Source organism: Mesorhizobium sp. M7A.F.Ca.CA.002.05.1.1 (genome assembly GCF_003998335.1).
GTDB lineage: Bacteria > Pseudomonadota > Alphaproteobacteria > Rhizobiales > Rhizobiaceae > Mesorhizobium.
In genome coordinates, this window is record NZ_RZQI01000056.1 from 1 (window position 1) to 13,251 (window position 13,251).

The 13,251-nt window shown below is 58.6% G+C and carries 10 protein-coding genes and 2 pseudogenes; 1 reads left to right on the plus strand and 11 read right to left on the minus strand.

The window, feature by feature from the left end; genetic code table 11:
- Nucleotides 1-186 (plus strand): annotated as a pseudogene (locus tag EN939_RS37915) (antibiotic biosynthesis monooxygenase); the annotation flags it as partial.
- A gap of 868 nt (nucleotides 187-1,054) precedes the next feature.
- Here EN939_RS37915 and EN939_RS05130 read toward each other — a convergent pair.
- The 11 genes and pseudogenes from EN939_RS05130 to EN939_RS37920 all read right to left on the minus strand — a co-directional run.
- The gene (locus tag EN939_RS05130; protein WP_127267179.1) at nucleotides 1,055-1,747 is read right to left on the minus strand and encodes an ABC transporter ATP-binding protein; all 693 of its coding nucleotides are present in this window, start codon (nucleotides 1,745-1,747) and stop codon (nucleotides 1,055-1,057) included.
- A 2-nt stretch (nucleotides 1,748-1,749) separates the two neighbouring features.
- Nucleotides 1,750-2,496, minus strand: a complete 747-nt coding sequence (locus EN939_RS05135) for an ABC transporter ATP-binding protein (protein ID WP_024504922.1) — start codon at nucleotides 2,494-2,496, stop codon at nucleotides 1,750-1,752.
- A 40-nt stretch (nucleotides 2,497-2,536) separates the two neighbouring features.
- A complete protein-coding gene (locus EN939_RS05140; protein WP_127267174.1) occupies nucleotides 2,537-4,453 on the minus strand; it encodes an ABC transporter permease in 1,917 nt (638 codons plus the stop codon).
- 77 nt (nucleotides 4,454-4,530) lie between these two features.
- Complete coding sequence (locus EN939_RS05145) at nucleotides 4,531-5,748, minus strand: ABC transporter substrate-binding protein (protein ID WP_127267175.1); 1,218 nt, start codon at nucleotides 5,746-5,748, stop codon at nucleotides 4,531-4,533.
- Nucleotides 5,749-6,437: 689 nt separating this feature from the next.
- Nucleotides 6,438-7,460, minus strand: coding sequence for a rhamnose ABC transporter substrate-binding protein (gene rhaS / locus EN939_RS05150; protein ID WP_024504919.1), 1,023 nt, complete (start codon nucleotides 7,458-7,460; stop codon nucleotides 6,438-6,440).
- A 64-nt stretch (nucleotides 7,461-7,524) separates the two neighbouring features.
- Complete coding sequence (locus tag EN939_RS05155) at nucleotides 7,525-8,406, minus strand: MBL fold metallo-hydrolase (RefSeq protein WP_024504918.1); 882 nt, start codon at nucleotides 8,404-8,406, stop codon at nucleotides 7,525-7,527.
- A gap of 242 nt (nucleotides 8,407-8,648) precedes the next feature.
- Nucleotides 8,649-9,821: a serine hydrolase domain-containing protein gene (locus EN939_RS05160; protein ID WP_127267176.1), complete on the minus strand. Its 1,173-nt coding sequence runs from the start codon at nucleotides 9,819-9,821 to the stop codon at nucleotides 8,649-8,651.
- A 14-nt stretch (nucleotides 9,822-9,835) separates the two neighbouring features.
- Nucleotides 9,836-10,663, minus strand: coding sequence for an ATP-binding cassette domain-containing protein (locus EN939_RS05165; protein WP_024504916.1), 828 nt, complete (start codon nucleotides 10,661-10,663; stop codon nucleotides 9,836-9,838).
- 20 nt (nucleotides 10,664-10,683) lie between these two features.
- Nucleotides 10,684-11,721: an ABC transporter permease gene (locus EN939_RS05170; protein ID WP_236382680.1), complete on the minus strand. Its 1,038-nt coding sequence runs from the start codon at nucleotides 11,719-11,721 to the stop codon at nucleotides 10,684-10,686.
- Between the two features lie 99 nt (nucleotides 11,722-11,820).
- Nucleotides 11,821-12,825 (minus strand): substrate-binding domain-containing protein, encoded by a 1,005-nt coding sequence (locus EN939_RS05175; RefSeq protein ID WP_127267178.1) that lies wholly within the window; start codon nucleotides 12,823-12,825, stop codon nucleotides 11,821-11,823.
- 149 nt (nucleotides 12,826-12,974) lie between these two features.
- Nucleotides 12,975-13,251, minus strand: a pseudogene (locus EN939_RS37920) (ABC transporter permease); the annotation flags it as partial.

Sequence of the window (13,251 nt, forward strand, 5' to 3'; positions counted from 1 at the left end):
ACACTGCATCTGAGCCTGGATGGCGAGCGGGTTGTGATGTATGCGCGCTGGCGAAGCCTCGCGGAATATCAGGCGATGCGCGCAGGCAGCAGCTCGATGAGCGCGCTTCGAGAGATCATGGAAACTGTGATTTTCGAGCCCGGCGTGTTCGAGGTCGTACGTGAGTTTCGGCCGCCGGACGTCTGACCTCACGGCCGGGCTTGTTCGTTTAATCTCAACTGAAAACTCCTCCGGATGCGTCGGAACGCTACGTTCTCGCCCTACAACGACTGTCTCCGACCGAGTTCATAGGTGACGCTTCATTGCGGGGGCGAACGTCGGTGTAGCCGACATCTGGCGGAAAGCCGTCGCCGGTAATGGAACGCGTTCCCATGCTCATCCGCCAACGGCGTTCTCAGCCAATCTATGCGGCTGCTTATGACCCACCGTTCCCACAAAGCGGACTGACTGGATTATCCGAAGCCAGGCATTCCTGAGCGACCGCTTGCCCGGAGGAACGAACGGCCGCTTTTGGGGGGATCGATGCCGGTGAGGCCGAACGGCCGATATTGGACGCAAAGCTGCCATTCGGTATGAGTTAAATTCGGGCAGCGAAATAGCTGGATCAGCTTCCTGAATCAAAATGGACGAACCGCTTCGTAAACCACTGACGAATAACGACTGTTTTAGCCTCTGCGGGTCAACTTTGCATATACAATCAATACGTAGAGGGGATGGTTAGCCAACCGGTTTCCTTCATATTCTCTCGTATGGTCCGGCGAACCTAAGACCAAGAAGACAATTAGTTTTTTGGGAGGGGTGCCTCAGTGCAATCCACAGAGAAGATCAATCACTGCATTTTGACCATAACGCTAAGTTGGCTTGGCCCTCGCGCGTAACTCGGCTGTGTCGTTGCGATCGAGATGTCCTGGGACAGCGCAGGCCAGGATCGGCGACAGCGCGCATGAGCGTGCCCCGGCGTTTTCGCGGTCGGGCAGCGGAGCTCGAGGATGGGCGTTGTCAAAGGTTTGATTCGCCATTGCCATCCGGAGCTCGACAACATCCTGGTCGTGCCTCACACTCCGAGGTGATCAAGAAGACTTTGTTGATCTTCGGCCATCTGATGGTTCGTCATTTCTCTGACGATTTTTCCATTTTCGATTACGTAGTACCGGTCGGCGACCTCGGCGGCGAATTGAAGATTCTGCTCGACTAAGAGAATGGTCAGTCCTGTGGACTTGATATCTTTGATCAGTGCACCGATCGCATCGACCACGACAGGTGCCAGCCCCTCTGTCGGCTCGTCGAGCATCAGAAACGAAGCGCCCATGTAAAGGGGCCGCGCTATCGCTAGCATCTGCTTTTCCCCACCCGACAACGACGCGGCCTTTTGCGAGCGCCGGGTTTTGAGGATCGGGAAATACTCATAGATCCGGTCGAGCGGCCAGGCGGTGTCTCCGTTCGCACGGCCGATCGACAGATTCTCGTATACGTTCAGCGTCGAGAAAATTCCGCGGTCTTCCGGCACAAAACCGACCCGCATCTTGCAAATCCGCTCAGGCGAGAGATCGATGATTTCGGTTCCGATGAAGCGGATGCTCCCGGTTCGTCGCGGAATATCGCCGATGATCGACTTCAGCAGCGTGGTCTTGCCGGCACCGTTTCGCCCCACCAACGTTACCACTTCGCCAGTCTGGACAGACAAGTTGACGCCCTGCAAAATATGGCTTTCGCCATAATAGGCGTCGAGATCCGTTATCTCCAGCATGCTCAATGGCGCTTTCCCAAATAGGCTTCTATCACCCGGGGATCCTGTCGGACGTCGGCGTAGCGACCGCGCGTTAGAAGCGCCCCCTGCTGCAACACAATGATCTCATCGGCGACATTTGCGATGACACCGAGGTTGTGCTCCACGACGATGATCATGCGGTCGACGGACAGTTGCGCAATAAGGTCCGTCGTACGCGATACATCTGCCGTCGTCATCCCAGCGGTTGGTTCGTCGAGAAGGAGAATCGTTGGGTGTGCTCCCAGGGAAATCGCGAGCTCCAAGGCGCGTTTGCGGCCATATGGCAGGTCCCCTGCGGGTCGACCGCGCAAAGAGGACGGAATTCCGACCTGATCCAGCAGTGCCGACGCTTCCGGCCGGTGATCCTCATGCCAGTCGATCTTTGCGAAGGCCTTCGTACCCCCGTCTGCTCGGCGCTGCACCGACAGCACGACATTGTCCATGACCGAGAGATTGGGGAAGATGCTCGTGATCTGAAAGCTGCGCACGATACCTTGGCGAGCAAACTGCTCGGCACGTAAACGAGTCATGTCCTGGCCGTTGAACAGCAGCCGACCACGCTTCGGCCGATAAAACCCGCTCAAGACGTTGAACAAAGTCGTCTTGCCGGCCCCATTAGGGCCGATGATGCCGTAAACCGGCTTTCTCTCGAATTTCAGGCTTAAGTCATTGATCGCCTTGAAGCCGCCGAAACTCATCGTGACGGACTGCAGTTCCAGTAGCGGCATCACGGTTCCGCCAGCGCTCTCGCCAATGTTCTGGCCACAATCAGGCATCGGCTGCATCTCCCGTAGCGACAACCCGATCGGGCTTCGATGCATATCGCCTGCCCGAGCCAGACATTTCGGCGGGTGGAACGCGGTCAACGGAATAATGCACGATTTCGCCGAGTATGCCGCGGCGGAACAGAAGCACAATGGTGACGAACAAAATGCCAAGGAACAGGCTGCCGCTGTCCGTTATCGACGAAAGCGTGCTGCGCATCATCAGGACGACGCCGCTGCCAACGAATGGCCCGAAAATGGTGCCTGCTCCGCCCAGAAGCGTCATCATGACCGGCTCTCCGGACGCCCGCCAGCTGACCATCTCGAGCGTAACGAACTGATGGTTTAGCGCATAAAAAGCGCCTCCGATCGAACATACCAAAGCCGAAAACACGTAAGCCTTCACTCGCAGGCTGTATACATTGTACCCAATGCTCATCAAGCGCTGCTCGTTCTCGCGAGCGCCGAGAAGCGCGAGCCCATAAGGCGATTTGAGAAGCCGTAGGATGGCGTAGACCACCAGTGCCACAGCGCCCAGAGATACATAGTAGAAGACCCTATCATCGCCCAGATCCAGCCCCAGGAGTGTCGGCCGAACCAGCCCATGCAGGCCATCCTCGCCCCCCGTAAAGTCGGGAAACTGGTTGATGATGAAATATACGATCGATGCGAACGCGAAAGTGATCATCGAGAAATAGATCCCCTTCTTTCGCGCGACGACCAAGCCGAAGAGGAGGCTGACAGCCGTACTGGCGGCGACACCCGTGAGCACGGAAAGTAGCATCGGGACCCCGAGCTTAACCATCAGAATGCCGGTGATATAAGCGGAAGTGCCCCAATAGGCCGCCTGTCCGAAAGATAGCAGGCCACCGAATGCGAACAGAAGATCGAAACCGAGGGCGAACAATCCCCATAGGATGATATCGGTCGCCAGGACCGGATAGATCACCCAAGGAAGCAGAAGGGCGGCAGCAAGCGCGACCAAGGCGGCAGGCCTGCTCAGGAATACCTGTCGCGCGCGCTCCGTCATCGGTGTGTAGTGAAGCGCGAAATGAGAGATGTCGATGCCCTGGAAGATACCGCCGGGCCGCACCAGCAGCACAACAAGCATAAGGATGTAAATGACTGCGGTGGACGCCGGGGCATAGAAGATCGCTGCGATGGCCGAGACGAGACCGGATGCAAAGCCCATGACCACCGAGCCGGCAATCGACCCCATCCCGCCGGCAACGACCACAGCAAAGACGAAATTGATCATCTCTTCGCCCATGAAGGGTGACACGTTGCGCAACGGCGCCGAGAGCGCCCCAGCCAGCCCGGCCAGAGCCGAGGCAAAGAAGAATGTCCCGGAAATGAGGAGGGGTACGTTCCCACCGAAGCATTTGAGGAGATCGGGCCGCTCCGAGGCCGCCCGGATAAGGGCGCCCAAACGGGTACGCTCCAGCGCGAACCATGTACCGAAACACAAGCCGATCGATACTATGACGACAAAGAGACGATATTTCGGATAGGAGACGAACCCAAGGTTGACGGCACCTTTGAGAAGGTCGGGCACAAGATAGGGCGCGGACGTCACACCGTAGAATATCCGGACGACGTCTTGCATGATCAGCGAGAGGCCGAACGTTAGGATCAGAACATACGCAAGGTCGAGGCCGTAGAGGCGCCGTATAAGCAGCCGTTCCAGCACGATGCCAGTCGTGCCAACAAAGACGGCTGAAACGAGGAAGCCGACCCACAACGAGAGGCCGAATTGAGACCCCAGAACCAACGCGGTGACGGCGCCAAGCATGAACATGGAGCCATGCATAAAATTGACCACGCGCATCATGCCGAAAATGATGCTCATTCCGAGGCTCATCAGCGCCAGGACCCCGCCGCTCACCAGCCCATTGAAGAGCAATATCGCATAATATGACATTAGGTAGAACTCCGGATCCCTGCAGGCCAGATGCGTCCCGGCGACGTCGATAAACCGATTCCGGGAACTATGTCGTCCTACTCCCAGTCGTGCTTGCAGGTGCTGTCCGTCTCCGGATAATACGCCTCGTCACCTGGAACCGAGCCGGTGATATCAAAAAAGTCACTATCGTTCTTCACGCCCGACGCGGGCTTGACCTGACCGACGAAGGTGCGCTTGACCACAAGATGGTCGCTCTTGCGCATGAGCGCGTCCTTCGCGAACATGTCGCTGAAACGTCGGCCTTCAAGGACTTTCGTCACCTTGTCGGGATCGTCGGTGCCGAGTTCCTGGACCGTTTTCAGCACCTGATAGACGGCGGAATAGTTCCCGGCGTGGATGTCGCCGGGATAGAAATTCAGTTTCTCATGGAAGCGTTTGGCGAATTTCCGGGTCTCGTCGTCCAGATCCCAATACCAGATCAGCGCGGCGTTAACGCCAGCCCAAGTGTCTGGGCCAAGAGCTTTGACGTCCGACAGATTCAACTGGCCGGGAACAATCTTTATACCGGCGTCCATCAATCCGAACTCTCGTGCCTGCTTGACCGCGTTGCGCAGGTCCTGACCCGATTCAAGAATGCCGATGGCCTGCGCGCCCGCCGCCTGCGCTTTCAGGAGATAGTTTGAGAAATCATCATTGGGGAACGGCACCATGTCCACCCCGACGATTTCGCCGCCATTCTGCTTGACAGCCTTTGAGAAAGAATCGAGCAGAGATTTACCGAAGGCAAAGTCAGCCGCGATAAAGTACCACTTCTTAGTGCCCTCCTTGGTCATTTGTTTGACTGGGACCGACATGGCTGAAGTATCGTATCCGTAGTGCCAAGTGTATTTACCGCAGGCCTCGTTGGAAAGTGCCATGGTTCCTGGGCTGACGAAAGTCGTCAGAATGTGTCGTTCGTTGGCAAGCTTGGCAACAGCGATCGCGGCCGCCGAGCTCGACACGTCCGTTATCAGATTCACGCCCTGGGAATCGATGATCTCGCGTGCCTTGTTGACGGACAGCGCCGGATCAAGCTTGTTGTCGACGACGATGACTTTTATCGGAACCCCGTTGACCTTGCCACCGAAATCTTCGACCGCCATCTTTGCGAATTCCACATCACCTGGACCTGAGGTTTCTGAATAGACCGAGGAAAGATCAGTCAGCATCAGAATGTTGAACGTGCTGCTCTTCATCTGGGCTGATGTCGGGACAGTACCGGTCAGAGCGATAGCTATTGTCAGGCCGACAGCAGCAAGTGTCTTCATTGGCATTTATTAATTCCTCCTCATTAATATTTGTCGTGTTAAGGCGGTTTGGATCGTGTGAACCAAGGGTTCGGGCGCATAATCGCCGCCAACCAGACTGTCTGGCGATGGCGCAAATGGTAGGGTTGCGGCAACGCTCCTCCCCCACGACAAATATCCGCCTACACCGTGGGCTCAGCCCAATTCTGTGGCTCGGGTTGCTTTTCCAGGGTTTTTACCGCAACTGCCGGCGTGAGGGAGTCTCATATGGAAAACATGTCATCGCGTTTGGAGATGCACGCTGACGGGCTGGCTGCAGCCGGGTACTAGGGTTCGCCGCGTATCGCGGAATCATTTGCGAACTGTTCGCCCTCTCCACGGAGCAATTCCCTTGCACCCTACTGACAAGGCGAATTTCTGTGTCCAGACAGAAGCGCTCTGCGTCGAGAATAAGGTCGTCACGGACACGCCCGTAGCGCAGAAGCTTCAGCCCAGTGCCGCCCGGTAGGAATGCGAACGGCACGATCGGATCGGCATGCCGGCCCAGAGCGCCGAAACTTCCCTTGCGGCAAGTGTCCCCGGGGCAAACTTCGTTCAGATCGGCTGATTAAAAGCCCGCAATCACGACCTCCCGTAAAGCGCGAGAGTTTGCCCGTTGACGAAACTTTGGTTCGCTTCGAGATCACGCACAACCAGGCGTCCGAAACTCCTGACGCTTAAAATTTCGTCGCCCACTCTTCGATGTTCGACTTATCGAATACCAACAGGTCCTTGAGATAAGCGCTGCCGTCCGCCTCTACGGTCATGTCGCCGAGACGACCGATCTTGGTGGTGCTGTTGGCTGCACCGTCGGTTTGCCCACGCGCGAGCATGCCGGCATACATGACGGCCGCGTAGCCGAGATCAGCAGGACTCCAAAGCTGGAACGTATCGGTCACACCGGAAAGCACGTTTGGCTTCATCTCCGAAGGCAGGCCGTGGCCAGTAACAAATATCTTGCCCAACTGACCTGCATCGGTAACCGCCCGGCAGGCGGAGACAATGCCGACGGCGGTCGGCGAGATAATGGCCCTCAAATTTGGGTACGCTTTTATGAGTCCCTGCGCCTCGCGATAGCTCTTGTCCGCCGCGTCGTCGCCATAGACCACGCCGACCAGCTTTAGCTTGGCATATTTCTCCTTCTGCCACTCCTCCTTCATCTTCTCGATCCAGAGGTTCTGGTTGGTTGCCTGCGAGGTTGCCGACAGAATTGCGACCTCGCCTTCGCCACCGAGCGTCTTGCTGATCATGCGCACGTCATTGGCGCCGATTAAGTCATCGTGCGGGGCGTTCACATGCATTATGCGGCCTTCCGGCGCGATCGCAGAATCGAAGGAGATGACCTTTATGCCACGCTGCATCGCCTTCTTGCCTGTAGGGATGAGGGCTGTGGCGTCGTTGGCCGAGATGACAAGAGCGTCGATTTTCTGGGCGACGAGCGCGTCGATGACCGCAATCTGCTGTTCGACGGTCGCTGCGGTCGGACCCGTGTAAACGAGTTCGACATTGCCTAGTTCATCGGCCGCTTGCTGACCACCATCGCGGGTCACGTCGAAATAGCTGATGCCCATGACCTTGACAACCAATCCGATTCGCAGCTTCTGCTGCGCGAAGGCGGGCCGCAAAGGTGCCGTTGACGTAACGCCAGCGAGCGCAGCACCGGACACGAGTTTCAAAAGCCGACGGCGATCCGGATTCATTGCTTCCTCCCATCTAGTTTCAAGAGATCGATATTGGGGCGCTCAACAGAGGGACGCCAAATCGTCAGACAACCGCGCGCCAGACCTCCGGAACGAAGGCATAGCCACCGCCTCGTCGCTCGACATGACCGAAGGCAGGAAAGTCCAGGTGAATGCCGGCTACGCGAAGCCTGTCTGCAGCCGCCATATCCAAGGCACGCCGCCTGGTAGCCACAGCCAGATCGCGGTCTATGTCAAGAATCGTTGCTGCCTGGGGCGCCGTAAATTGTAGATGCGGCATATGAACAATGTCGCCCCAGATCATTACAGAGTCACCGCCGGATTCAATGAGCCAGCCGGTGTGGCCGGGCGTATGGCCGGCCTGTGTGACAGCAATGACCCCTGGCATGACGGGTCCGTCACGAACCGTCCGGATGCGCTCTCCATACGGCCGGGTAGCCCGCCGGAACCCTTCAAAAAATTCCTGCGGTTCGCCATCGGGTGAGCGTGAGGGCGACATGGGATCTCGAAAGAACTGGAGCTCGGCCTCGTTGACGACAAGTTCTGCGTTCGCAAACACAGCCTCACCGGCTTCATCGATTAACCCATTGATGTGGTCGGGATGCATGTGCGTGATCAGGATGGTGTCGATGTCAGCGGGAACAATGCCGATTGCCGCCAAGTTCCGGCAGACCATGCCCAACGTCGGTCCCGAACGCGTTCCACAGCCCGTGTCGACAAGCGCCACATGATCGCCGGTCCGGAGCAGAAAGGCATTCATCGTCATTTTTGGCGGAACCGGACGGAACGCCGCTGTTTCGATGCGGATGCAATCCTCCTGATCGATACCCGCGATCATATCGAAAGTGGCCTGAAAGGTACCGTCATTGACCGCAGTCACCGTCATGTCGCCGATGGCGATGTGATAGGCACCCGACGGCTGGCAGTGTGGTTTGGCTGCTGTCACGTCACATTCCCAAGGTTCTTCGGGAGGGTGCAAGCGGAGCGGAGAAGCGCCCAATCTTCAGCGGGCCGTCAACGCAAGCGCTCGGCGAAGCCTGGGAGCACGACCGCCATCCTCCAAAACGGCCGAGATGGCGAACCGGAACGACCGCCATTAGGTCTCTTAGGACATGGTCCGAAGGAACGGAAATCGTAAATTGCCAAGCAACCATCGCGTTCGGCGATGAGAGATGGGGGCGATCGTCGCTACGAAGGTTTGCTCGGTCCAAAGTAGAGACCGCGCTCGAAGCCTTCATAGAGTTTCAGAGTGATCGGATCCCCGAAAGGCAGTATCTGCGTCATGATCACGCCGCCTATGCTTCTGTAGCGATCCACCCAGAAATAGGTATTGGCAAGGCCAGCCCAGGTCATGCTGCCGGCGCTACGCCCATTGGGCGAATCACTCGTATTGAGCAGAAAACTCAATCCCCATTTCTGCGGCATGCCAGGGAAAAAATCAGTATCGTTGGCGAGATCCTTCAACACCGAGGTGAGCACGCCTGCCTTGATGTCGCCGATGCTATTCTGGCCCATGAGTTCGACGGTATCCGGCTTGAGCACGACAGTGCCATCCTTGGCTCGCCCGTCATTCAAGAGCATCTGGATATACGACGCGTAGTCGCCAGCGGTTCCGTAGATGCCGCCGCCGCCCATGAAGAATTCGGGCTGCTGGGAGATCTCATGCTCGATCGGAATAAGCGAGCCGTCTGCTTGGCGGCGATGCACGTCCGCCAAGCGCTCGCGCCACGCCGGTTTTATCAGAAACGCCGTGTCGTGCATCCCAAGGGGCGCGAACAGGTGCTCGCGCAGATAGTCCTCGAGCGATAGGCCGCTGACAGCTTCGACGACCTGCCCGGCCCAGTCGATGCTGATGCCATATTCCCATTTCTCGCCCGGATCGGCCACCAGAGGCTGAGCGAGCGAACTCAACTTGCAGTCGACTAGCAGCGGTATGTGGTTCTCGCGCATATAGCGCTCGACCGCCTTATTCCAAATGTCGTAGCCATAGCCGGATGTGTGCGTCAGCAGATGCCGGAGTGTGATCGGCCGCTTGGCCGGCCGCACCATTGGCGTGCCGTTCGCGTCGAAACCATCGAGAACCTCTGGTGAGGCAAGCGACGGCAGGACGCTTCCGATCGGTTCGTCCAGAGCGACCCGCCCCTGCTCCACCAATTGCATCGCCGCCGTCGCCACCAGGGCCTTGGTCATCGATGCGTACCAGAAGACTGTGTCCAGCGTCATCGGTGCGCGCCTGGTAAGGTTACGCAGGCCGAAGGCGCCCTCATACAGCCGGGTCGTTTTGTCGACCGCGATGGCAACGACGCCGGGCACGTCACCGCGCTGCGCCGCCCTGCGAAGCAAGGCGTCGATCGAATGCACATCGCGTGTGGTCACTATTGCGTCTCTCCCAGGGGCGTTGTCGTAACTGTCGGCGCCAGAACGGCGAGCTCGCCCGCTATGTCCTCCATCTGCTCGCCTCCTGCCATCAGCGACAGCAGTTCCGTGCTGCTCTTTTCACCGCGCTTGAAACTGGCCGCAACACGACCCTGGATCAGGACGGTGAACAGGTCGCCCACGAGCGTGGCATGATGTGCATTGTGCGTTATGAAGACAATGCCGACACCCTCGGCACGCGCCGCCTGTATGAAGCGCAGCACGGTAGCGGCCTCCTTGACACCAAGTGCCGATGTCGGCTCGTCCAGAATCAGGACGCGGGCGCCAAAATACATAGCTCGCCCGATTGCAAGCACCTGTCGCTCACCCCCCGATAGCGATCCCACCAATTGGTTGCCGTCGCGCACACGCGTGATCCCGAAGCGCCTTATCTGCTCCACGGAGACGCGGTTCGCCTTCTCGATGTCTAGCCGCTGGAACGGCCAGACACCTTTCTTGGGCTCGGCGCCAAGAAAAAAGTTCCTGCCCACGCTCATCAGCGGAATGGTGCCGATATCCTGATGCACTGTGGCGATACCGCGCGCTCGGGCATCGCGCGGATCGGTGAATTGCGTTTCCACGCCATCAAGTAGGATCTTGCCTTCACTAGGACCGTGAAAGCCCGACAGGATCTTAATTAATGTCGACTTGCCGGCACCGTTGTCACCTAGAAGGCAAACCACCTGCCCGGCTGGAACGCTAAGAGACACGTCAGTAAGCGCCTGGACGCCGGCAAAGCGCTTGGAGACGCCTTGCAGTTCGATGAGGGGGCGGTTTTCAGAAGCCATGCAGAACCTCGCGCTGTCGGCTAGCCAGCGCTCATGGCGAGGCGCCGGAAGTAGTGATTGGTGATCACGGCCGCCATCAGCAGAACGCCGAGAAAGAGCTGGACCCAGTCGGTGCTCCATCCGGTGTAGAAGATGCCGATATTGATGACGCCGAAAATGACGGTGCCGAGAAACACCCCGAACGCGGAGCCGTAGCCGCCGCCGAGCAGGACGCCGCCGATTACGGCGACGATCGGTGCCTGAAAGACATAGCCGAGGCCGGCAGTCGCGTTGCCGGAATGATATCCGATCGCCTGGATGACACCGACAAGGCTCGCGCCAAGACCGGTCATCATGAACAGCACGATCTTGACAAAACCTGTCGGTACTCCGGCGCCGCGCGCCGCGACAGGGTTTCCACCGGTCGCGAATATCCAGTTGCCGAACGCGGTCCTCGCCAGTACCCAACCGCCAAAGATCGTGATGGCGAACCACCACAGGATCGAGATGTTTGCCTGGCCCCAGTTCGATGCGAAGACAGCATCTGAAAGCGGTGTCGACTTCACCGAGACCGAGGTGGTGTTGCTGAGCAGCCGCGCCAGGCCAAGTGACAGGCCGCCTATGCTGAAACTGCTGGCAAGCGTCACGATGAAGGACGGCAACCCGGTGCGCACGACAAGGAGACCGTTCAGGACGCCGACAGCCAGGCCAAGTGCAAGGGCGGCTGAGATCATGAGCCACACGGAAAAGTCAAACAATGTCGTGCCGATCGCAACCGTGATCGACGCCGCGCCTACCACCGCGCCGACCGACAGGTCGAACTCGCCCGCAACCATGAGAATGCCGACCGGTATGGCGATGATGCCGAGCTCGGCTGCGGTGTTGAGCCATCCGGCGGTGCCGTCGAAGGTTACGAAGCCGTACCGATAGGCCGTCGCCGCGAAGAAAGCATAGACGAAAACGGTGGCTACGAAGGCACCGAACTCGGGTCTGCGCACTAGACTGGACGGAGACCAGCTCCGCATTGGCCGGGAGGTGGCGGCCGATGCGTCACGCAGCGCCTGGGTTTCCAATGTCATGAGCGTCATCCGGCAAGTGCTGGGATTGGTTGAGAAGATCCGAGGGACAGTGAAGGCGGGATCTCGGGCGCGCCACGATCGCAGGGAGCTGGCGCGTAATCAGGACGCCCCTCTGACGCCGGGATAGGTCACGTTGACTTTCAGCACCTCGTCAACATTGTCCTTGGTGATCATCAGCGGACCGGTTGATATCTGACCCATTGGCAGCATCTTGTATTGCACATACTGGTATGCCGCGAGCAAGGCGTAGTAGCCGTCGAGATATGGCTGCAGGTCGGCGATGAAGAGCAGGTCGCCGTTCTTCAAGGCTTCGAGCGAGCCGAGCGACAGGCCGAGCGAAGCATTGACGATCTTTCTTCCGCTCTGCTTGACGGCCTCCACGGAAGCAACGCCCTGCACGGCGCCAATGGTCCAGATCGCATCGATCCTCTGATCGCTTTGCAGCGCACCACGGATGGCGCTGCTGACAAAAGTGGGGTTGCTGGCATCGGAGAACTGGATGGTCAGGACCTTGGAGTCGCCTCCGGCCGCCTTGAAGGCATCGTTATAGCCGAGGCAATCCAGGTCCAGCGTGGTGTTGCCGGGAACGTGATTGACGCAAAGGCCGAATTTTGCACCGGCCTTGATCTCCCTCTCACCAACCGAGCGACCGAGGTCACGGGCGCTGAAGCCTACGTATGAAATCGCGCCGATATCCCGCCAGGAAGCGCCACCATCATGCTGAATGATGACCGGGATGCCGCTGGCCGTGATCTCCTTGATGATGGGGTCGAGCGTGTCCGGGAAGTAGTTGCCTATGACCATGGCGGCCGGCTTCTGGCTCGCGGCCTGCTTCACCAGCTTGGCGTAGTCGGCGACGAAATTGTTGGGATCGGTGCCGGTGATCCACTGGTAGTCGACATTGAGGTCACGAGCAGCGTCGTCGCCGCCCTTCTTCATCGCGCCGAAAAAGGGATCCCATAGCGGGCCGCCCAGCATGACGATGCGCGGCTTGTCCTGGGCGCTGGCGGCACCGGCCGCGCTTAGCGAAGCCAAGACGCAGACACCCAAAAACGCAACTGCGGCCACGCCGCGCCGTGCCAGCGAAGCTGGTAGCATGTTCATGATCTCCTCCCAAAAGAACCGGCCGATAAGACCGACATGAATTGGTCTAGGTCAAACGGCTTTGGGCGCTAAGTCGTGGTTGAGCATCCAACCATCGCGATGCGCGAAGCTTGCCGCGACGACTTGCTTGGCCGCGGAGGCAACGCGGCTCAGCCGAGCTGCTTTGTCATACGGCCGCGCCGCGCGCGCTCGCCGGCTGCGTTCAAGGTCAGCGCAACCAGAAGGATCAGGCCGTACATGATCTGGATGTAGAAGATCGAAACCTGCGCCAGCGTGAACAGGGTCTGGATCAGGAAGAGCAGCGTGCCGGCCGCGGCTGCACCCAGCATGCCCCCTCGCCCGCCGGTCAAGGCGATGCCGCCCAGCGCGACGGCAGCGATGGAGGTCAACGTGTACGGAACGCCGACGCGTGGATCACCCGAACCG

Excerpts from the sequence above, each read along its gene's own strand:
- EN939_RS05145 (WP_127267175.1), bottom strand. The coding sequence starts at position 5,748 with ATGCCAATGAAGACACTTGCTGCTGTCGGCCTGACAATAGCTATCGCT.
- EN939_RS05170 (WP_236382680.1), bottom strand. The coding sequence starts at position 11,721 with ATGACATTGGAAACCCAGGCGCTGCGTGACGCATCGGCCGCCACCTCC.
- EN939_RS05165 (WP_024504916.1), bottom strand. The coding sequence starts at position 10,663 with ATGGCTTCTGAAAACCGCCCCCTCATCGAACTGCAAGGCGTCTCCAAG.
- EN939_RS05135 (WP_024504922.1), bottom strand. The coding sequence starts at position 2,496 with ATGCCGCTACTGGAACTGCAGTCCGTCACGATGAGTTTCGGCGGCTTC.
- rhaS (WP_024504919.1), bottom strand. The coding sequence starts at position 7,460 with ATGAATCCGGATCGCCGTCGGCTTTTGAAACTCGTGTCCGGTGCTGCG.
- EN939_RS05140 (WP_127267174.1), bottom strand. The coding sequence starts at position 4,453 with ATGTCATATTATGCGATATTGCTCTTCAATGGGCTGGTGAGCGGCGGG.
- EN939_RS05175 (WP_127267178.1), bottom strand. The coding sequence starts at position 12,825 with ATGAACATGCTACCAGCTTCGCTGGCACGGCGCGGCGTGGCCGCAGTT.
- EN939_RS05130 (WP_127267179.1), bottom strand. The coding sequence starts at position 1,747 with ATGCTGGAGATAACGGATCTCGACGCCTATTATGGCGAAAGCCATATT.